Source organism: Mesorhizobium sp. M0768 (assembly GCF_040320195.1).
In the GTDB taxonomy this organism is placed as follows: Bacteria; Pseudomonadota; Alphaproteobacteria; order Rhizobiales; family Rhizobiaceae; genus Mesorhizobium.
This window is the reverse complement of sequence record NZ_JAMYPD010000038.1, coordinates 1-19,186: the sequence shown is the minus strand read 5'-3', so window position 1 is coordinate 19,186 and position 19,186 is coordinate 1. Positions and strand designations below refer to the sequence as shown.

The 19,186-nt window shown below is 62.8% G+C and carries 21 protein-coding genes; 12 read left to right on the top strand and 9 right to left on the bottom strand.

All coding sequences use genetic code 11. The features are described from left to right. Positions 1-86: 86 nt before the first annotated feature. A complete protein-coding gene (locus NKI08_RS29900; RefSeq protein ID WP_352472765.1) occupies positions 87-1,034 on the bottom strand; it encodes a glutaminase in 948 nt (315 codons plus the stop codon). A gap of 11 nt (positions 1,035-1,045) precedes the next feature. After that, positions 1,046-2,194: a pyridoxal phosphate-dependent aminotransferase gene (locus NKI08_RS29895; RefSeq protein ID WP_352774581.1), complete on the bottom strand. Its 1,149-nt coding sequence runs from the start codon at positions 2,192-2,194 to the stop codon at positions 1,046-1,048. Between the two features lie 145 nt (positions 2,195-2,339). On the opposite strand from NKI08_RS29895, the gene NKI08_RS29890 reads away from it, so the two are divergent. The 6 genes from NKI08_RS29890 to aat all read left to right on the top strand — a co-directional run bounded on the left by NKI08_RS29890 (position 2,340) and on the right by aat (position 7,686). Then, positions 2,340-3,734, top strand: coding sequence for a M48 family metalloprotease (locus NKI08_RS29890; RefSeq protein WP_352774579.1), 1,395 nt, complete (start codon positions 2,340-2,342; stop codon positions 3,732-3,734). Between the two features lie 70 nt (positions 3,735-3,804). Beyond that, entirely contained in the window at positions 3,805-4,608 is an 804-nt protein-coding gene (locus NKI08_RS29885) for a DsbA family protein (RefSeq protein WP_352451092.1), read from the top strand. Positions 4,609-4,771: 163 nt separating this feature from the next. Further along, positions 4,772-5,206 (top strand): type II 3-dehydroquinate dehydratase, encoded by a 435-nt coding sequence (gene aroQ, locus NKI08_RS29880; RefSeq protein WP_023717478.1) that lies wholly within the window; start codon positions 4,772-4,774, stop codon positions 5,204-5,206. Between the two features lie 26 nt (positions 5,207-5,232). Continuing rightward, complete coding sequence (accB, locus tag NKI08_RS29875; protein WP_352774576.1) at positions 5,233-5,691, top strand: acetyl-CoA carboxylase biotin carboxyl carrier protein; 459 nt, start codon at positions 5,233-5,235, stop codon at positions 5,689-5,691. A gap of 19 nt (positions 5,692-5,710) precedes the next feature. Next, positions 5,711-7,054: an acetyl-CoA carboxylase biotin carboxylase subunit gene (gene accC, locus NKI08_RS29870; protein WP_023674822.1), complete on the top strand. Its 1,344-nt coding sequence runs from the start codon at positions 5,711-5,713 to the stop codon at positions 7,052-7,054. A 14-nt stretch (positions 7,055-7,068) separates the two neighbouring features. Beyond that, positions 7,069-7,686: a leucyl/phenylalanyl-tRNA--protein transferase gene (gene aat / locus NKI08_RS29865; protein ID WP_352774574.1), complete on the top strand. Its 618-nt coding sequence runs from the start codon at positions 7,069-7,071 to the stop codon at positions 7,684-7,686. 82 nt (positions 7,687-7,768) lie between these two features. Here the strand turns inward: aat and NKI08_RS29860 are convergent, their stop codons facing one another. The 3 genes from NKI08_RS29860 to NKI08_RS29850 all read right to left on the bottom strand — a co-directional run bounded on the left by NKI08_RS29860 (position 7,769) and on the right by NKI08_RS29850 (position 9,278). Then, positions 7,769-8,137 (bottom strand): hypothetical protein, encoded by a 369-nt coding sequence (locus NKI08_RS29860; RefSeq protein WP_352593854.1) that lies wholly within the window; start codon positions 8,135-8,137, stop codon positions 7,769-7,771. Positions 8,138-8,225: 88 nt separating this feature from the next. Continuing rightward, entirely contained in the window at positions 8,226-8,708 is a 483-nt protein-coding gene (locus NKI08_RS29855) for a DUF2155 domain-containing protein (protein WP_352451095.1), read from the bottom strand. 171 nt (positions 8,709-8,879) lie between these two features. Next, positions 8,880-9,278 (bottom strand): NADH:ubiquinone oxidoreductase subunit NDUFA12, encoded by a 399-nt coding sequence (locus NKI08_RS29850; RefSeq protein ID WP_352774572.1) that lies wholly within the window; start codon positions 9,276-9,278, stop codon positions 8,880-8,882. A gap of 255 nt (positions 9,279-9,533) precedes the next feature. Between NKI08_RS29850 and NKI08_RS29845 the strand changes: the two genes are divergently transcribed. From NKI08_RS29845 to NKI08_RS29825, 5 genes are all read left to right on the top strand, one after another. Then, the gene (locus NKI08_RS29845; protein WP_352570906.1) at positions 9,534-10,694 is read left to right on the top strand and encodes a helix-turn-helix transcriptional regulator; all 1,161 of its coding nucleotides are present in this window, start codon (positions 9,534-9,536) and stop codon (positions 10,692-10,694) included. Positions 10,695-10,902: 208 nt separating this feature from the next. Further along, a complete protein-coding gene (locus NKI08_RS29840; RefSeq protein WP_352774570.1) occupies positions 10,903-12,303 on the top strand; it encodes an ArnT family glycosyltransferase in 1,401 nt (466 codons plus the stop codon). A gap of 93 nt (positions 12,304-12,396) precedes the next feature. Then, the gene (locus NKI08_RS29835) at positions 12,397-12,696 is read left to right on the top strand and encodes a hypothetical protein (protein WP_352472757.1); all 300 of its coding nucleotides are present in this window, start codon (positions 12,397-12,399) and stop codon (positions 12,694-12,696) included. Between the two features lie 151 nt (positions 12,697-12,847). Next, positions 12,848-14,056 carry a hypothetical protein gene (locus NKI08_RS29830; protein ID WP_352774568.1) on the top strand — a complete coding sequence of 403 codons (1,209 nt, stop codon included), beginning with the start codon at positions 12,848-12,850 and terminating at the stop codon, positions 14,054-14,056. Between the two features lie 151 nt (positions 14,057-14,207). Further along, complete coding sequence (locus tag NKI08_RS29825) at positions 14,208-14,549, top strand: hypothetical protein (RefSeq protein ID WP_352501642.1); 342 nt, start codon at positions 14,208-14,210, stop codon at positions 14,547-14,549. 16 nt (positions 14,550-14,565) lie between these two features. Here the strand turns inward: NKI08_RS29825 and NKI08_RS29820 are convergent, their stop codons facing one another. From NKI08_RS29820 to NKI08_RS29805, 4 genes are all read right to left on the bottom strand, one after another. After that, on the bottom strand, positions 14,566-15,054 hold the full coding sequence (locus NKI08_RS29820) for a GNAT family N-acetyltransferase (protein ID WP_352472754.1): 489 nt from the start codon (positions 15,052-15,054) through the stop codon (positions 14,566-14,568). Between the two features lies 1 nt (position 15,055). Then, a complete protein-coding gene (gatB, locus tag NKI08_RS29815; protein ID WP_352774566.1) occupies positions 15,056-16,555 on the bottom strand; it encodes an Asp-tRNA(Asn)/Glu-tRNA(Gln) amidotransferase subunit GatB in 1,500 nt (499 codons plus the stop codon). A 189-nt stretch (positions 16,556-16,744) separates the two neighbouring features. Beyond that, a complete protein-coding gene (locus NKI08_RS29810) occupies positions 16,745-17,176 on the bottom strand; it encodes a CBS domain-containing protein (protein ID WP_023674810.1) in 432 nt (143 codons plus the stop codon). A gap of 100 nt (positions 17,177-17,276) precedes the next feature. Then, on the bottom strand, positions 17,277-18,047 hold the full coding sequence (locus tag NKI08_RS29805) for a rhomboid family intramembrane serine protease (protein WP_352541382.1): 771 nt from the start codon (positions 18,045-18,047) through the stop codon (positions 17,277-17,279). A 393-nt stretch (positions 18,048-18,440) separates the two neighbouring features. Between NKI08_RS29805 and NKI08_RS29800 the strand changes: the two genes are divergently transcribed. Continuing rightward, on the top strand, positions 18,441-19,079 hold the full coding sequence (locus tag NKI08_RS29800) for a PAS domain-containing protein (protein ID WP_352774563.1): 639 nt from the start codon (positions 18,441-18,443) through the stop codon (positions 19,077-19,079). Positions 19,080-19,186: the final 107 nt, after the last annotated feature.

Below are 19,186 nucleotides of genomic sequence, written 5' to 3'. Positions count from 1 at the left end.
CAGACTTTCTGATTAAAAAAAATCCCGCGTCGCCGATCGGCTGCGCGGGATTTTTTGCCCCAATTCAGGCGACAACACTATGGTGACTATGGCGCGAAGATCGACCAGTTCATCGTCTTCGCCAGTTTTTCCAGCGCGATCGAACCCAGCCTGGAATTGCCGTTGGCGTTGAGGCCTGGCGACCATACGGCAAGCGAGGCGACCCCCGGCACGATCCCCAATATGCCGCCGCCAACGCCGCTCTTGCCGGGAATGCCGACGCGGAAAGCGAAGTCGCCGGAGCCGTCATAGTGGCCGCAGGTCAGCATCATCGCGCCGATGCGGCGGGCGCGCTCTGCCGAGACGACGGAATGCCCGGTCGCCGGGTTCTTGCCGCCATTGGCGAGGAAGCGGCCGGCCAGGGCCAGTTGCCGGCAGCTCATGGCGATAGCGCAATGGTGGAAATAGACGCCCAGCGCCAGTTCCGGCGCATGGTGGAGATTGCCGAACGATTTCATGTAATTGGCAAGCGCGAAATTGCGAAAGCCGGTGGCGCGTTCGGACGCCGCGACCTCGCGGTCGATGACGATGGTGTCGTCATCGGCCAGGAACTGGATGAAGCGCAGGATCTCGCCGATCGCCTCGCGCGGCTGATGGCCGGCAAGCAGGATGTCGGAGACGACGATGGCGCCGGCATTGATGAATGGATTGCGCGGAATGCCGTTCTCGTGCTCGAGCTGGACGATCGAGTTGAACGGATTGCCCGAAGGTTCGCGCCCAACCCGCTGCCACAGCGCGTCGCCGACATTGCCGAGCGCCAGCGTCAGCGTGAACACCTTTGAGATGCTCTGGATCGAAAACGCCTCGTCGGCGTCGCCCGCGGTCAGCACGCGGCCGTCATTGGTCACCGCGGAAATGCCGAATTTTTTCGAATCGATCTTGCCGAGCTGGGGAATATAGCTGGCGACGTCGCCGCGATCGGTACGCTCCGCCATTTCGGCGGCGACCTCGCGCAACGCCTGTTCAAGTTGAGGCGCCTGTTCAAGCTCCGGCATCGTCGCCCCCGCTACTTCAGCCAGCGTTCGATACGCGCCATCGCCTCGACCATGTCGTCGTGGCTGCCGGCATAGGAAAAGCGCATCGTGCGATGGCCTTGCAGCGGGTCGAAATCGCGGCCCGGCGTCGCCGCCACATGCGCCTCGGCAAGCATCCGGCGCGCAAACGCCATGCTGTCATTGGTGTGCCTGGTGACGTCGCAGAAGGCGTAGAACGCGCCGTCCATAGGCGCGGCCAAAGCAAAGCCGAGCTCCGGCAGGCGTTGCATCAGGAGCTCGCGGTTCCAGGCATAGCGCGCCTTCACCGCTTCCAGCTCTGGCGTCGCCTTGAACGCCTCGATGGCGGCAATCTGGGACAGTTCGGGCGGCGAGATGTAGAGGCTCTGGGCGATGCGCTCGACTGGCCGCACCAGTTCCTGCGGCAGCACCATCCAGCCGATGCGCCAGCCGGTCATGCAATAATATTTCGAGAAGGAATTGATCACCGTCACATCCGGGCCGAAAGCAAGCGCCGTCGTGTCGGGCGCCGCATAGGCCAGCCGGTGATAGATTTCGTCCGAGATGACGGCGATGCCGAGCTCTTGCGCCGTCTCGACCAGCGCCTCGAGATCGCCGGCGGGAATGACCGCGCCGGTCGGATTGGCGGGGCTGGCGAACAGCACGCCCTTCAGCGGCTTTTCGCGATGCACGGCCTGCAGGTGCTCGGCATGCAGATAGGCGGCGCCGTCCAACTCGATCTCGGCGATGTCGATGCCGAGCGCGGCCATGATGTTGCGATAGGCAGGATAGCCGGGCGCAGCGATGGCGACGCGGTCGCCTGGATCGAACATTGCCAGGAAGGCGAGGTTGAAGGCAGCTGACGATCCGGTGGTGACGGCTATCCGCTCGGGCGAAACGTCAAGCCCGTAATGCTCGCCATAATGCGCCGCGATCGCCTTGCGCAGGCCGGCGAGGCCCAGCGCGTCGGTATAGCCGATGCGGCCTGCTTTCAGGGCACTGGCCGCCGCTTCGCGAACCCCGGCCGGCGCCGGATCGGAAGGCTGGCCGACGGCCATGGAAACGACCGGCAGGCCCTTGGCTTTCAGCCGATTCGCCTCGGCCAGGATGTCCATGGCATGGAACGGTTCGACCGCGCCGCGGCGCGAAAGCGAAACAACCATTTTTCAATCCACCACACTTGTCCGCACGTGCCGGCCATGCTGGCCGCGCCGCACAAATGCCCGATTGGTGTGGGGATCACAAGTTCGGTAAGTTTAGGCTGCCGACTTTTCATCCTTCGCCCACTCGTCTACCAGTGGACCTGCCATGTTGAGCCGACCCAAATCGACGATCGCCAGGACAGCGCGCGCCCTCGCGACGCTTTTGCTTGCCGTGGTGGTCGCCATAGCCGGCTCGGTCAATGCCTTTGCGCAGAATGTGCCGGTTGTGCGCGATGCCGAGATCGAGGCGCTGGTGCGCGATTACGCGCGGCCGATCTTCAAGGCGGCGGGCTTGTCGGGCGACGCCATCAACATCGTGCTGGTCAACGACCAGAGCTTCAACGCCTTTGTTGCCGGCCGCCGGCTGTTCATCAACACCGGCGCGCTGATGACGGCCGAAACGCCCAACGAGATCATTGGCGTCATTGCCCACGAGGCCGGCCATATCGCCGGCGGACACCAGCAGAAATTGCGAGAACAGCTCGAGCGCGCCAAGACGATGGCGATCCTGGCGACGCTGCTTGGCGCCGGCGCCATGGTGGCCGGCGCCACCAGCAACAGCCGCGGTCTCGCCGGCGCCGGCATGGGCGTGGTGGCCGGCGGCGGCGAGATGGCGCAACGCAGTATCCTCGCTTATCAGCGCACCGAAGAGATGACCGCCGACCGTTCGGCGATCACCTATCTCAATGCAACCGGCCAGTCCGGCATGGGCATGCTGAAGACGTTTGGCCGCTTCCAGAACGCATTGTCGCTCTCGGGCGCGCAAGTCGATCCCTACAGGATCAGCCATCCGATGCCGCAGGAGCGTATCGCCAATCTCGAAGTGCTGGTGAAGCAGAGCCCTTACGTCGACAAGGTCGACCCGCCGGCACTGCAGCAGCGCCACGACATGATGCGCATCAAGATCGCCGCCTACATGCAGGGCCAGGCGGCGGCGTCGCGATTGATGCGCAAGAACCCCGGCAGCCTCGCCTCACGCTATGGCGACGCGCAGATGACCTATCTTTTCGGCAATCTGGCGTCGGCGCTCACCAAGACCAACGCGTTGATCAAGGAACAGCCGAAAAATCCCTATTTCCAGGAATTGCGCGGCGACATCCTGATGAAGGCGAACCGGCCGAAGAATGCGGCGGACGCCTATGCCAAGTCGGTCAGCCTCGATCCGGCGCGATCGGGGCTGCTGCCGGTCTCGTACGGCCAGGCGCTGATGGCGATCGGCACGCAGGATTCGCTGAAGAAGGCGGTGGCGCAGATCAACACCGGCCTCGGGCGGGATCGCGAAAACGCCGCCGGATACCGCTATCTGGCTCAGGCTTACGGGGAACTCGGCAACATCCCGGCCGCCGAGCTTGCAACCGCCGAAGGGCATTTCTATTCCGGCGACTACAAGAATGCGAAAATCTTCGCCATGCGGGCGCAGCAGAGCATGAGGCGGGGCGAGCCGGGCTGGCTTCGCGCGCAGGACATTATAAACTACGCACCATCAGGTAAGAAGAAGTGAACCTTTCGGACGCAGGCTGCGACACAGCCAAACCGGGCGGACCCGAACACAGGCAAGAGGATCGAGGATCATGACCAAGGCAATTCTGCTGGGCACTACCGGAGTGGCAGCGGCTCTCGCCATGCTGGCGTTCGGCTTCGTCGCCGGCAATCCTCAGACGGCGAAGGCCGGCACGGCACAGCTTGCCCAGACGACGTCCTCAGGTACCAAGCTCGACCGTGCCGAAGTCGAAGGCATCGTCCGCGACTATCTCCTGAAGAACCCGGAAGTGCTTCTGGAAGCCCAGCAGGCACTCGAGGCCAAGCAGAAGGAAGAACAGCGCGTCGCCAGTCTCGGCGTCATCAAAGACGCCAAGGACCAGATCTTCAATTCCTCATTCGACGGTGTTGTCGGCAATCCGAACGGCAAGGTCACCATCGTCGAATTCTATGATTATAATTGCGGCTACTGCAAACGCGCCATCGACGACATGCGCGCGCTGACCAAGGCCGATCCGGACCTGCGCTTCGTACTCAAGGAGTTCCCCATCCTCGGCCCGGATTCGCAGAAGGCGAGCGTCGTCTCGATGGCCTTCCATTTGATGAAGCCGGAGAAATACGGCGAATTCCACAATGCGCTGCTCGGCGGCCAGGGGCGCGCCACCGAGGCGGCGGCGATCAAGGTGGCGCTGTCGCTCGGCGCCGACGAGGCGGCGCTGCGCGAAAAGATGAAGGACCCGAGCATCACCGAGGCCTTCTCCAAGACCTATGACCTCGCCACCAAGCTCGCCATCACCGGAACGCCGTCCTATGTCGTCGGCAACGAGGTGGTGTTCGGCGCGCTTGGCCAGGAAGTGCTGGCCGAAAAGATCGAGGCGGCGAAGGCCGCGCTCTGATCAGCATTCGGGTTTCGATTAGGCTGCGGGTTTCTGGCACGGGCCGTTTTCCGGCTGTTGTGGACGGCGAAAGAACGCACTTGCGCTCTTTTCGCCAGCGTCTATGCCCATTATAGAGGGTCCGGCGCGCCGGCTTAGCCGCGCCGGGAAAGGTCGGCATTTTTTGAAAACGGTTTTCGTCCTGAACGGCCCCAATCTCAACGCGCTCGGCAAGCGCGAGCCGGGCATTTATGGCGGCAAGACGCTTGCCGCGATCGCCGACGACTGCAAGCAGGCAGGTGCCGCACTTGGGCTGGAGATCGATTTCCGCCAGTCGAACCATGAGGGCGACCTCGTCGACTGGATCCACGAGGCCGCCGACAAGGCCGCCGCGATCGTCATCAATCCGGGCGCCTACGGCCATACCTCGATCGCCATTCACGATGCCATCCGCGCCGTCGCGCCGCTGCCGGTCGCTGAGGTGCATCTCTCCAACATCCACGCGCGGGAACCATTCCGCCACGTCTCCATGGTCGCGCCGGTCGCCGTCGGCATGATCTGCGGGTTCGGGCCGCTCGGCTACACGCTGGCGCTGCAGGCGCTGGCTGCACGCCTATGACCGGCCAACAAACAGAAGGCTCGAAAATGTCGATAAAGAAGAACGGTGTTGACCAGCAGCTGATCCGCGACCTGGCGGGCATACTGAACGACACCAACCTGACCGAGATCGAGGTCGAGCTGGGCGATCTGAAGGTGCGCGTCTCGCGGCAGGCGCCGGCCGTCCATGCCGTCGCCGCAGCTCAGCCGGCCTATGCCCCGGCAGCCGCGCAGCCCGCGACAGCGGCCGCCCCGGCGACGCCCGACGTGTCGAAGAACGCCGTCGCCTCGCCAATGGTCGGCACCGCCTATCTGGCACCGTCGCCCGACGCCAGGCCGTTCATCGAAATCGGCCAGAAGGTCAAGGAAGGCCAGACGCTGCTGATCATCGAAGCAATGAAGACGATGAACCAGATCCCCTCGCCGCGCGCCGGCACGGTGACGGCGATCCTGTTTGAAGATGCGCAGCCGGTCGAATATGGCATGCCGCTCGTCGTGATCGAGTAGAGCCGGGAACAGGCGAAAGATGTTCCAGAAAATCCTCATCGCCAATCGCGGCGAAATCGCCCTCAGGGTGCTGCGCGCCTGCAAGGAGCTCGGCATCCAGACGGTGGTGGTGCATTCGACCGCCGACGCCGACGCCATGCATGTGCGTCTCGCCGACGAGAGCGTCTGCATCGGCCCGCCGCCGTCGCGCGACAGCTATCTCAACATCCACCAGATCGTCGCCGCCTGCGAGATCACCGGCGCCGACGCGGTGCATCCCGGCTACGGTTTTCTGTCGGAGAACGCCAAGTTCGCCGACATCCTCGCCGCGCACAACATCACCTTCATCGGCCCGACCGGCGACCATATCCGCATCATGGGTGACAAGATCGAGGCCAAGCGTACCGCAAAACGCCTCGGCATTCCCGTGGTGCCCGGCTCCGACGGCGCGGTCACCGAGGACAAGGAAGCCAAGCGCATTGCCGCCGCGATCGGCTACCCCGTGATCATCAAGGCATCGGCCGGCGGCGGCGGGCGCGGCATGAAAGTGGCGCGTAGCGAGGCCGATCTCGAGGTGGCGCTGCAGACGGCACGCTCGGAGGCGGGTGCGGCCTTCGGCGACGACGCAGTCTACATCGAGAAATATCTGCAGAAGCCGCGCCATATCGAAGTGCAGGTGTTCGGCGACGGCGCCGGGCGCGGCGTGCATTTCGGCGAGCGCGACTGCTCGCTGCAGCGCCGCCACCAGAAGGTCTGGGAAGAAGCGCCCTCGCCGGCGCTCAATGCCGAGGAGCGCGCGCATATTGGCGGCGTCTGCGCCAGGGCGATCGCCGATCTCGGCTATTCCGGCGCCGGCACCATCGAATTCCTCTATGAGGACGGCGAGTTCTATTTCATCGAGATGAACACGCGCCTGCAGGTCGAACATCCGGTGACCGAGGCGATCACCGGCATCGACCTCGTGCACGAGCAGATCCGCGTCGCCTCGGGCGGCGGACTTTCGGTCCGCCAGGAGGATATCCGCTTCCACGGCCACGCCATCGAATGCCGCATCAATGCCGAGGATCCGCGCACCTTTACCCCCTCGCCGGGCACCATCACCCATTTCCACACGCCGGGCGGCCTCGGTATCCGCGTCGATTCCGGCGTCTATTCGGGCTACAAGATCCCGCCCTACTACGACAGCCTGATCGGCAAGCTGATCGTGCATGGCCGCAACCGCGTCGAATGCATGATGCGGCTGCGGCGCGCGCTCGACGAATTCGTCGTCGACGGCATCAAGACGACGCTGCCACTGTTTCGCGACCTCGTTGGCAACGCCGACATCGCCAATGGCGACTACGACATCCATTGGCTGGAAAAATACCTGGCCGAAGGCGAGTGATACAGGGCGAAGCGATGACCCGTCCCTACGCACCCGGTTATCGCATCCCGACCGACCTTTTGCTCAAAGCCTATGCCTCCGGCGTCTTCCCGATGGCCGAAAGCGCCAATGACCCCGAAGTATTCTGGGTGCGGCCGGAGACGCGCGGCATCATTCCGCTCGACGGGTTCCACATACCGAAAAGCCTGAGAAAGACGATCCGCAAGAACCTGTTCGAGTTCCGCATCGATTTCGACTTTGAGGCGACGATCGAGGCCTGCGCTGAAAGGCGCGAGGAACGTCGGTCGACGTGGATCAACGCGCCGATCCGCGAAGCCTATATCGAGCTGCATCGGATGGGCCATTGCCATTCGGTCGAGGCCTGGCACAACGACCGATTGGTCGGGGGGCTCTACGGCGTATCGCTCGGCCGCGTGTTCTTCGGCGAGAGCATGTTCGCTAGGGAGACCGACGCGTCAAAGGCCTGCCTGGTTCATCTCGTCGAACGCCTGAAGGCGCGTGGCTTTGCACTGCTCGATACGCAGTTCACCACCGAGCATCTCAAACGCTTCGGTGCAATCGACGTGCCGCGCGGCAAGTACGAGAAGATGCTGGCCGAGGCGCTGAAGGGCGAGGCCATGTTTTTTCCATAACCTGGAATGGCTCATCGTTTCACAGGAACGCAATTCCGGACGGAAAGCCGTTCACACTTCCTGGAATTGCTCTTGCGGCCGGTCAGCCTTTTGCTGCCGTCACCAGCGGCGTCTGTGCGTGGAACATCATCTTCCAGCCATTGACGCGGTGGACATAGCCGGTGCTGACCAGCGCCGCATAGGCTTCGCCATCTTGCCGCGTCGCACGCGCCTCGTAGGTCAGCATGACGATGTCGCTGCCCGGCTCGATGATGCCCTTGAGGTCGATGTCGAGATCGCGCCAGCGGTTCGGGTCCGTGGCAGTTGCGGCCAGATCGGTATTGCTCATCACCCGCGCCATCTGCGGGAAAGCCACCAGGCAGTCGGTATCGGCATTGGCCTTGAAATAGTCGGCACCGCCGCTCCAGAATCCCCTTTCGATGTCGAGAAGTTCGTTCTTGTTGGCCATCATCATGGCAACCTCCTCCGTAGAGAGGCACCAACGCTCGGGCAACGCGGCGGTTCCGCAGGGCGCGGTATCCGCCGCGCACTGACGGATTCTAGTTGGTTTTGGGGGCGGCGGGTGCCGGCACGTCGGACTTCTGCTTGCAGCCCTTCAGCCAGATATCATAGACGGCATGCTCGACGGCGTTGATCCCGGGGCTTTCGGCAAACATCCAGCCGGTGAAGATACGGCGAATTTTCCGGTCGAGCGTGATCTCGTCGACCTCGACGAACGAATCCGTCTTCGGCTCTTCGTTTTCGGGCCGCGAATAGCAGATGCGCGGCGTCACCTGCAAAGCGCCGAACTGAACCGTCTCGTCGATATAGACATCGAAGGTGATGATACGGCCGGTGATCTTGTCGATGCCGGCGAATTCAGCGACTGGATTGGTGATGCGCTCGGATACTGCCGGTGCTGCAGGCGCCACCGACGCGTCCGGCGCAGGCGGCGCCAATTCCTGCGCAGCAGCAAGCGCCACCATAGAAGCGAGAACGACCGCGGTTAATCCGCCCGTCAAAATTCGGCTGAACATGCTCATGCAAGGTCCGGTGGTTTGCGCCCGGGGTGATTCTCTTAACGCCAAGGCTAGTTGCTGCTGTCGGATCAGCAAACAGCTAAACAGCAATTGTGGCGACAAAGGACCGCCCTCGTGGGGACCGCCCTCGTGGGGACCGCCCCGTAGGGACCGCGCGCGTGTCGCGGCGATCGATCACGAACCAGGCGTCCAGGCATCGTAGTCGCCGGTCACCTGCGGACGATGCTGGTTGGTCAGCACCGAGCCTTTCGGGCGATAGGCCGCGGGGCTGCCGGTGAGGTTCGGCACATGCGGCTTTTGCCAGCCGCGTGGCTTGTAGTCTTCGCTTGGCGGCGCAACGTCGACACGATGATGGATCCAGCCATGCCAGCCGGGCGGAATCGCCGAGGCTTCCGAATAGTCGCGGTAGATGACCCAGCGACGGGTGCGGCCTTCCGAATCGACGCCGCCCTCATAGTAGACGTTGCCGACCTCGTCCTGCCCGACCTTCTTGCCGTGCCGCCAGGTGTGGAAGCGCGTTCCCAATGTCTGGCTATTCCACCAGGTGAAAAACTGCAGAAGGAAAGTCTTCATCCAAATCCTCGTGGCAAGTCCTTGAAGCAAGTCCTCGCGGCGGCTGCGGCGCCTGTTCCTGCTTATGGCGTCACGGCATTGCGAAGGCAAGGGTCTTGCCGCAACCGGCGAGCAAATGGCTGACGGGAAAGCGATACGTTCATGCTATTTTCGCGGCCGCCCGAAGCAGATGAAATGGGTTGTTGGCAACCTTACGCAGCGTTATTCTAGGAGTTGATGCTTCGTCGCCTCAAGGGCGGCAAATGAGAGGGGCTCATGTCATCGCTGGCGGGCACGGCCGGTCGCGCGTTGCCGCAGGTCGTTGAGGCGATCTACGATTCGATTGCCGACGTCGACCGCTGGCAGGCGACACTCGAGGCCATCTGCAATCTGGCGGAAGGCCAGCTTGCCATGCTCGCCGTCATCGACACGATCAGCAGCTCCGCGCGGTTTTCGGTGTCTTGCGGCGATCCCGCAGTTCTTGAGCCGTTGAAGCATGACTACGGCTCGCAAGTGCCGTTCTATGCGGCGGTTCCCAAGATGGAGATCGACGTGCCGTTCACCGTCGATTCGATCTACGCCCTGCAAGGCCCGGATACCCGGCAGAGATGGCTCGAAAGCCGCATCGTGCGCGAATGGGTGCAACCCAACCGCCTGGACGATTTCTTCTGGGTGGCGTTGATGAAGCGGCCGACCCGGATCGGCACGTTGATGGTGGTGACCGACAAGGACAGGCGCCAGATTTCCCGCGAGGATATCGAGCTTGTCTGCCTGCTGGCACCGCATGTGCGGCGCGCGGTGACCATCGGCGACCTGTTCGAAGCCGAGCGGCGCAAGGCCGAAATCTTCCGTTCCATCATCGAAAGCCTCGACCATCCGGTGCTGATTGTGGCCGAAGACATGACCATCATCTTCGCCAACCCGTCAGCCGAAGCGCTGCTCGCCGAAAACATCTCGGTCGCTTGCGTGCGCGGACAGCTTTCCTTCACCTATGCCAACGCCAACGCCGCGATCGGCCGTGCCGTCCAGCTTGGCACGCGCGACGAATTCGCGCTCGGACCTTGCGGCATCAACATTCCCCTGGCCAGGACGGTGGTTCCGGCGGTGGCCCATGTCATGCCGCTGGCGCGGCGTGAAATCTCGGCGCGCATCTCGCAACGCGCCGCCGCAGCGATCTTCATCGCCGCGGCCGGTTCGACACCGACCCCGGCGCTGGACGCCATTGCGGCGCTGTTCGGACTGACCGCAGCAGAAAGGCGAGTCGCCGGTCACGTTGCCGCCGGCCTGACGCGAAAGGAAATTGCCGCGGCCGGCGGCGTCTCGGACGGCACCGTCAAGTCGCAGCTGGCGACGATCTTCGACAAGACCGGTACCGGCGATCAGCGCGAGCTCGAACTGTTGATGCGCGAATTGTCACCGCCGTTGCGCTCCAGTTGATTTTGCTCAGGTTCCCCGGACCGGCAGCGGTCCAAAAGACTCGGCCGGTAAGTTTTTCAAACCTTTGACACCATCGTCCGCAAAATCTGGGAAACGAACCCGGCATCGTTGCAATTCGGCCAAAATCATGGTGCGGTCGTTCGCGGTCCAGAAACGCGGCACTATGCTCGGCTGGAATGAAAATGGTTTCTGGCGCGGATCTCGATCTTTGACACCGACATCTACCGAGCGACTGCTCCCCTACCTCTTTCTGCTTGGGCTGATCGTAATCGCGGTCGCTTTCCGGCCACTGCTGCCCGTCGACGAAACGCGATATCTCAGCGTCACCTGGGAAATGTATCTGAGCGGACAGATCTTCGTCCCGACGATGAATTTCGCGCCCTATCTGCAGAAGCCGCCACTGCTGTTTTGGCTTATCGACCTTGTCTGGAACATTTTCGGCGCCAGCCGGCCGGCGGCGATGCTGGTCATCTTCGCCGCCTCCTCGCTCGTCATCTGGCTGACGACGGCGTTGGCAAAGACCCTGTTTCCGGGCCGCGACGACATCGCGCGGCGCATCCCCTGGCTGGTTGCCGGAAGCAGCGTGTTCGTCATCTATTCGACGCTGATCCTGTTCGACCTGTTGCTGACGGTCTTTGTGCTCGCCGCGCTGTTGTCGTTGATTGCCTTTGCCCGCAGCGGCAACCGCTGGCAGGCCGTTCTGGCCGGGCTGTTCATCGGCATGGGCGTGCTGACGAAAGGCCCAGTGGTGCTGATCCATATCGGCGCGCCCATCCTGTTCTACCCGTTCTGGCGCGACCGGCGGGCGGGACTGACGACACCGAACTTCCTCGCTGGAGTGGGCCTGGCCCTGCTCGCCGCACTAATTCCGGTGGCGATCTGGCTGGTGCCGGCGACCATCCTGACAAAAGGCAATTTCGTCTACGATCTCGTCTGGAACCAGTCGGCGGGGCGTGTCACCGGCAATTTGCGCAATTCGCATGGCCGGCCGTTCTATTTCTATCTGCTGCTGCTGCCCGTCATGTTCATACCGTGGATCTTCATACCCGAGGTGTGGCGGTTGAAGCTGCCCACGCGGATACGCGGCCTGATCGACGCGAAGTCGCCGGATCTGCGCGCCTTGCGCCTGCTGTCATTCTCGTTCGCTGCCGTGTTTCTGGTGTTCAGCGCGATATCCGGCAAGCAGCCTCATTATGTCGTTCCGATGTTGCCGTTCGTGGTCATCCTGTTCGGCTATTTCATGGCGGAGATCCCGCTCGCCAGGCTGAAGAGCTCGGCCATCGTCATGCTTGTCATTTTCGGCATTGGCCACGCGGTGGCATCGGCAACCGCGTTCAAACGCTATGATCTGACGCCGCTCGCCAACTTCATCTACGAGCGAAAGGATGCGGACTGGGCCGTGGCTTTCGACTATCAGGGCGAAGTCGGCTTCCTGGCCCGGTTGCAAAAGCCGTTCGAAAGCACCGACAAACCGGAAGAATGGCTTGGCTCGCATCCCAGCGGCTATGTCATCGACAAGGTTTCCAAGGATCCCGGCACTGCAGGGCAAATCGCGTTCCGGCTTCGCGTCGAACGCGGCTATCTCGTCCTGCTGAAGGGACAGCATTGACGATCGTCACCGGTATGCGAGTTCGTCCCCCGCGCGGGAGATGAAGGCGTTGCTGCTTCGTGGTTCCATCGCTCGATGAACCGGGAGGTATTCATGCGCAAGCTCATCTCGACGACGCTTTTTGCCGTATCGCTCGCTGTGGCCGGCCTTGCCGCCGATCCGGCATGGAGCTTCAAATGTCAGTCCGGAACGATTGGGCAAGGCAGTTGCTCCTGCTCCGGGACCGCCGACTGCACCGATATGCGGCATTCCAAAATGTGCAAGGGCGACCTGAACTGCGGTTCGGGCAAATGCTCCTGCACGGCCGCATTGGTAGTCGACCCCGGCCCGAAAACCCCCAAGCCCAAGGTCGTCGCGCCGATGGCGACAACCAAAGGCGTCGTGAAGCAGTAGATATCCAATCCGAAAGGACGGCGGCTCGACGTCGCTGGGCCGGCCCGATGTTTTCGCGGTTCGTCCCCCATGCGGGCGATGAACCGCTGTCGAAGAAATGGTGTTGTCTAGCCGGAGGGTGGTTTCCAACCGAAAGAGCGAGGATACCATGTTGAAAACCTGCACGATGCTGTTCTTCTGCCTGATGGCGGCCGCCGCGGCCGCCCAGCCGCCGCCGTCGGGGCCGCCGGTTCCCAGTGCGGCACTTGCCCCATGCAACGCCACACAATCGAACAGGCCCTGCAAAGCCGAACTCGGCGTGTTCCTGATCACCAACACCGTCCGCAACCTGGCGCAAGCCAAGGTCGACGCCACCAACGCACAGCTGGCCGCCCAGGGACGATCGTCACGCGCATCGATCGAATCGCTGAAGCAATGGCGGCCGTCGCGCTTTGCGACGCAGATGCTGAACCAGCCGAACAGCTGGTTTGTCAAAGTTCCTTACATCCTGACCATCAAAGTCTCGATCCCGGTGACCTCCGACCGCCACATCGGCATTCCCATAGACGTCAACGTCTTCTGCAGCGGCTGGCAGACCGATTCCAGCCAGGTCATCATCCGCTCGCAACCCGGCCCGGCGAGCTTCGAGGGCGGCAACATCCTCGAAGACGTTTTCAACGTCGGCAATTACATCGCCGCTCAGGTACGCAGCTCGTTTTCGGCACCTCTGCCGGTGACGACGCCGGTTCCAAATTCGAAATGCTCGGCAATAGACGGCTCCGATGCCGGCACGCAGGCCACCGGCGATGATCTCATCTTCTGGACGGTGCCGCGGCGCAACCTGGTGGTGACGGACGCCATAGCCAAGCCGACGGTTGAAGTGACCTTCGACAGCCTCACACGCCTGCCAGCCCGCGACTTCCACAACAATGTCGTCTATGCGGAATCCGAGGCCATAAACCTCAACGTCTATGCCAATGAGGATGGCCGTCAGAAGGCGCTGACGATGCGCGAAGGCGACGTGGCTGCGCTGAACGTTCCCGCAGTACGGCTGGACGCGCGAAAATACGATTCGCTGGTCGTCATCGGCAATGTCGACCAGCCGCCGAACGACCCCAGAGACAGCGCCTTCGCAGTAGCGGCCAAGACTGCGGGATTCGGTGCCGGTTCCAAGATCATGCAGATCCCGAAGTGGTATTCGAGGCCGCCGGACCAGTTCAATCCCAAGCCTACATGGATCAGAGTTCCCGGCTATGAGCTGCACTATACGGTACGCTATCTCAACAGCGGCGGGCTGGCCGTCGATGGTGGAACCAGTACGGTCCGGCCTCCAAAAGTCGCCGTTCCGATAAAGACGCTCATCAAGCCGAAAACGCCCTGACGCGGCCGCTCGCGGATGACGGCGGCGGTTCAGCCCGCTACCGCCTTCCCCCGCGCGGCAGATGCGGCAGCACCGGCATCATGGCCTGATCTTGCCGGAACAAACGCGCCGCTGCGCCACGAGCGAGCGGCGCCATCGATGGAGACAAACGATGCAGCACCTTCCCCTCACCATGCCCGCCGTCAGGATCATTGCGGCAATCTCGCTGCTTGCCTTCCCGAACTTCCTGCCGCCGGTCACGAGCCCGGCGAACGCGCTGCCGGTCAGCCAATCCTGCCGGATCACCACCTACTACAAGACTGCGGCAAAGGCGACGGAGGTTGGCGTGCGCTCGACGTGCCAGGGCGTCAAAAAATGGGGCGTCACCTCGAAATATTACGAGGTGGAAAAAATCGAAGCCGCCACGCCCCCGCACACGTCGGGCGGCGGCGGCAGCCTGCCGTGCGAGTTTCTCGCTGCCGGCTGCTCCAACCTGCCTGAGAAACGCAACTGAGCGCCAGGCGAACGAGCTAGCCGATCGCCTTCTCCAAAACCAGCGCCGGCAATCCCGAGGCGCCGCCGCAATCGGCCGTGTTGCCGGCGGGCAAGAACCCCCTCGAGCGGTAGAAGGCGACAGCCGGAGCGTTTGCTTCCTCGACCTCGACACGCAGCGTCCGGGCCTCCGGAAAGCTGGCCTCGATCTCGTCCAGCAGCGCCTGGCCGATGCCTTGCCTCTGCCAGGCCGGATGCACGTAAAGCTGGTTCAGCATGACGATCCTGGCATCCGTGGTAGCGGCGGCGAAAGCCATGCCGCCGATGTTTTTGCCGTCGTCGGCGACCAGGAACTCCGAGTTGGGCCGCATCAGCCGTGCTTTGAGCGCGGCGACAGAATGCCATTCATCGGTGATTTCGGTGACCCGCGGCCCGCCGTAGATGGCATCATAGGTGGCATGCCATGTCTCGACCAGCAATGCGCGCACCGCCGCAAGATCGCGCTCGCCGGCGGTGCGGACGAACATCCTACTCGATCCCGAGCCTGGCCTTGACCAGCTCGTTGACCGCCTGCGGGTTGGCCTTGCCGCCGGTCGCCTTCATCACCTGGCCGACGAACCAGCCGGCCATGGTCGGCTTGGCGCGCGCCTGTTCGACCTTGTCCGGGTTGGCCGCGATCACCTCGTCGACCGCCTTTTCGATCGCGCCGGTATCGGTGACCTGCTTCATGCCGCGGCTTTCGACCAGCTGACGCGGATCGCCGCCCTCGTTCCAGACGATCTCGAACAGATCCTTGGCGATCTTGCCGGAGATGGTGCCTTCCTTGATCAGATCGATGACCGCGCCGAGCTGATCGGGCGAAACCGGAGCATTTTCAATACTCTTGCCGGCTCTGTTCAACGCACCCAGCAAATCGTTGATGACCCAGTTGGCGGCAAGCTTGCCATCGCGACCAGCGGCCACCTTCTCGAAATAGTCGGCGACCGCCTTTTCCGATACCAGGATCGAGGCGTCGTAGGTCGACAGGCCGAGCGAGGTGATCAGCCGCGCCTTTTTGGCGTCGGGAAGTTCCGGCAGGTCCTTTGCCAGCACGTCGATATAGGCCTGGTCGAATTCCAGCGGCAGAAGGTCGGGATCGGGGAAATAGCGGTAGTCGTGCGCTTCTTCCTTGGAACGCATCGAGCGCGTTTCGCCCTTGTTGGGGTCGAACAGCCGCGTTTCCTGGTCGATCTTGCCGCCGTCCTCCAGGATGGCGATCTGGCGGCGCGCCTCGTAGTCGATGGCCTGGCCGATGAAACGGATGGAGTTGACGTTCTTGATCTCGCAGCGCGTGCCGAATTCGCCGCCGGGCCGGCGCACCGAGACGTTGACGTCGGCGCGCAGCGAGCCTTCGTCCATATTGCCGTCGCACGTGCCGAGGTAGCGCACGATGGTGCGCAGCTTGGTGACATAGGCCTTGGCTTCATCGGCGGAGCGCATATCCGGCTTGGAGACGATCTCCATCAGCGCCACGCCGGAGCGGTTGAGATCGACATAGGACATCGTCGCATGCTGGTCGTGCATCGACTTGCCGGCGTCCTGCTCCAGGTGCAGGCGCTCGATGCCGACCTCGATGTCCTCGAATTCGCCCTGCCGGTCCGGGCCGACCGAGACGATCACCTTCCCCTCGCCGACGATCGGCTGCTTGAACTGCGAGATCTGGTAGCCCTGCGGCAGGTCGGGATAGAAATAGTTTTTCCTGTCGAAGACCGATTTGTGGTTGATCTCGGCCTTCAGGCCCAGCCCGGTGCGGATCGCCTGCTTGACGCATTCCTCGTTGATGACCGGCAGCATGCCGGGCATCGCCGCGTCGACCAGGCTGACATTGGCGTTGGGGGCGGCGCCGAAAATGGTCGAGGCGCCGGAAAACAGCTTTGCCTGCGAGGTCACCTGCGCGTGGACCTCGAGGCCGATGATGATCTCCCAGTCGCCGGTGGCGCCGGGAACCAGGCGCTTGGCGTCGGGCGTGCGGGTGTCGATAATGCTCATAAGGGCCTGCATACTGAAATTGCGGATATGCGAGAACGCATATTTTGCTGTGCAACTTCGCTAGTGCAAACCGCCAAAAGAGACAAGCGCAAAGCCGCAGGCGCCGACGCGGCACAGGCCCGCACCTGCCGCGACGAACTGCGATAGCAGCTTGAAAAATCGACCTGCCGGCAACCCGGCCGCCGTCACCTATGCCGTGGCGATATAGGCCCTGATCTCCTCGGCCTCGCGCTCGACATCCTCGATGCGCCGCTTGACCACGTCGCCGATCGACACGATGCCGTCGAGCAGCCCGTTCTTTTCCACCGGCAGATGGCGGAAGCGGCCCTTGGTCATGATCTCCATGACCTCGTTGACGGTGTGGTTCTCATTGCAGATCTTCACCTTGGGCGTCATCGCCGAGCGGACGGCAAGGTCGAGCGCCGCCGCCCCCTCCTTGGCGAGAACCCGCACCACATCGCGCTCGGAAAGAATGCCGACGATCTTGTGATCGCCGTTGGTGATGACCAGCGCGCCGATCCTGTGTTCGGAAAGCATGCGGATGGCTTCGCTGAGCTTTTCGTTCGGCCCGAGCGTCACCACGTCGTGGCCTTTTGCCTCGAGAATTGCCTTAACAGTCATGGCGTCCTCCTCTGCATTTCCTGCCGGCTCCTGCCCTGGCCGGCTTGCCCTGGGATGAACATGGTGCGCCGCGAACGGTTGCATTTCAAGTGCGGCCGTCTCAGGTCTCCGGCTCGTCCGCCTGCCGGGGCACCTGCTCTCGCCGATCAAAAAACCGCAGGCCGAAAAAGCCGGCAAGAAAGCCGCCAATATGGGCTTCCCAGGCGATCTGGCCGTCAATGCCAGGCGCCAGGCCGAAGAGGCCGGTCGCGAGGTTGATCACCATCCACATGGCGAGAAAGGTGACGACGCCGCGCGAGCGCAGCACCGCCGCCATCGGCAAAGGCTGGCCGGCGAAGGCGGCCTTGCCCGACGATCGGTCAATGCGGAAGCCGTAGCGTGCCGCCGCGCCCATCATGCCGGAAATCGCGCCGGAGGCGCCGACCAGCGGCGCCTCGCCAAGCGGGTGCATGGCCCAGAACAACGCCACCGCCGCCAGTCCGGTCGCGGCGAAGAACAGGCTGAAGCGCAGCGCGCCGAAGCGGTTGGCCAACGGTGAGCCGAAGGCCGCGAGCCACACCATGTTGATGGCAAGATGGGCAAAGCCGCCATGCAGGAAGGCATAGGTAAAGGGGCTCGAAAACGCGAAGAAATCCAGATCGAAGCGGCCCGAATAGCGGATGGGGACAAAGGCAGCCCGGACAAGCAGTTCGAAGTCCTGGTCGTCGGTCAGCCAATAGACCCGGATCAGATGGACCGCGACGCAGATGCCGATCACCGCCAGCACCACGGGCGGCAGGTTGAACACCGGTTCGCGGCGCTGCTCCGGTTCGCGGGCGGCAGGCCCACCCTGACCCTGCTCGATCTCCGGTGGGCTTTCTGGGTCGCTCATATGGCTTGCACTCAGTCGCTGGATTGGACTTGGCGAGCATGTAGATCACGGCCAACCGAATCACAAACGGCGAATCAGCAGCCCCGAATCAAAAAAAGAAGCCGTCCAAGGTTTCCCTTGAACGGCTGGTCGAGCCCCCTTGCTCCCCCTGAACTCTTGACTGAAGTGCTGCCGATCGTCGCAAAACGACCGCTTCTGGAGTGGTTTTGGTGTGCCACAGGCCTGGCCGGCGCGCAACGTAAACCAGTTGTTAACCTTAACCGCCCCGACCCGTGAACAAGTATTAACGATGCTGGCACGCATCCTGCTCCGCAACGCATGTAGGTCTTCGGAGGGCGCCCTTCTGTTCACCGATGGGACATCAGAAGACAGAATGCGCGGAGCAGCATTAGCATGAACCACACCGGATCGATCACGCTGTTCCATTATTGGAACCGGTTGCGTGACGGACGCCCTGCCCCGAAGCGCTCGGAAGTCGAACCCGCCGACATCAAGTCGCTGCTGGCAGACACGTTCATCCTGGAAAAGGACACGCGCGGCGAAGCGGTGTTCCGGCTCGCCGGCACCAGGCTCTGCGCGGTCTATGGCCGCGAACTCAAGGGGTTTTCATTCCCTTCGCTGTGGCGCGAGAAGGACCAGCGGCTGATCTCGAAGCTGACCGATGGCGTCTTCGACCTGAAATCGGTGGTGCTCATCACCTACGAGGGTTTCAGCCGCAGCGGCCGTTCCAACAGGTTCGAGCTGCTCGCGCTGCCGCTCGACGGCGGTGTCGAGAGCCCGCGTTGCCTCGGTGTTATAAATGCCGTCGAAAAGCCCTTCTGGCTGGGCGCCGACCCGGTTCTCGACGCGTTGATCGATTCGATCCGCGTCGTCGATCCCGACAAGGAGCCGATGTTCCCGGGGAACCGGCCGGCGATAGAGGTTCCCTCGCTCGCCCCGTCGGAATTCGACCCGCCCGAGACGATTTCGGCGCTCGGCCAGGCCCGCCGCATCCGTCACCTGGTCGTCTTCGACGGCGGACGCGAGGAATGATGCCCAAAGCTCACATGAGGAGTGATGCGTCAAGGCAAGTTCATTTGTCCATGGCGAAACCTTTCAGGGTGCTTCATCGGTATCCAAAGTCTGAGCCATTTCGCTCG

Coding starts and splice junctions, on each gene's coding strand:
- NKI08_RS29800 (WP_352774563.1), top strand. CDS start 18,441: ATGAACCACACCGGATCGATCACGCTGTTCCATTATTGGAACCGGTTG.
- accC (WP_023674822.1), top strand. CDS start 5,711: ATGTTCCAGAAAATCCTCATCGCCAATCGCGGCGAAATCGCCCTCAGG.
- NKI08_RS29850 (WP_352774572.1), bottom strand. CDS start 9,278: ATGAAGACTTTCCTTCTGCAGTTTTTCACCTGGTGGAATAGCCAGACA.
- NKI08_RS29855 (WP_352451095.1), bottom strand. CDS start 8,708: ATGAGCATGTTCAGCCGAATTTTGACGGGCGGATTAACCGCGGTCGTT.
- NKI08_RS29835 (WP_352472757.1), top strand. CDS start 12,397: ATGCGCAAGCTCATCTCGACGACGCTTTTTGCCGTATCGCTCGCTGTG.
- NKI08_RS29860 (WP_352593854.1), bottom strand. CDS start 8,137: ATGATGGCCAACAAGAACGAACTTCTCGACATCGAAAGGGGATTCTGG.
- NKI08_RS29895 (WP_352774581.1), bottom strand. CDS start 2,194: ATGGTTGTTTCGCTTTCGCGCCGCGGCGCGGTCGAACCGTTCCATGCC.
- gatB (WP_352774566.1), bottom strand. CDS start 16,555: ATGAGCATTATCGACACCCGCACGCCCGACGCCAAGCGCCTGGTTCCC.
- NKI08_RS29805 (WP_352541382.1), bottom strand. CDS start 18,047: ATGAGCGACCCAGAAAGCCCACCGGAGATCGAGCAGGGTCAGGGTGGG.
- NKI08_RS29900 (WP_352472765.1), bottom strand. CDS start 1,034: ATGCCGGAGCTTGAACAGGCGCCTCAACTTGAACAGGCGTTGCGCGAG.
- NKI08_RS29885 (WP_352451092.1), top strand. CDS start 3,805: ATGACCAAGGCAATTCTGCTGGGCACTACCGGAGTGGCAGCGGCTCTC.
- NKI08_RS29820 (WP_352472754.1), bottom strand. CDS start 15,054: ATGTTCGTCCGCACCGCCGGCGAGCGCGATCTTGCGGCGGTGCGCGCA.
- NKI08_RS29845 (WP_352570906.1), top strand. CDS start 9,534: ATGTCATCGCTGGCGGGCACGGCCGGTCGCGCGTTGCCGCAGGTCGTT.
- NKI08_RS29810 (WP_023674810.1), bottom strand. CDS start 17,176: ATGACTGTTAAGGCAATTCTCGAGGCAAAAGGCCACGACGTGGTGACG.
- aat (WP_352774574.1), top strand. CDS start 7,069: ATGACCCGTCCCTACGCACCCGGTTATCGCATCCCGACCGACCTTTTG.
- accB (WP_352774576.1), top strand. CDS start 5,233: ATGTCGATAAAGAAGAACGGTGTTGACCAGCAGCTGATCCGCGACCTG.
- NKI08_RS29890 (WP_352774579.1), top strand. CDS start 2,340: ATGTTGAGCCGACCCAAATCGACGATCGCCAGGACAGCGCGCGCCCTC.
- NKI08_RS29825 (WP_352501642.1), top strand. CDS start 14,208: ATGCAGCACCTTCCCCTCACCATGCCCGCCGTCAGGATCATTGCGGCA.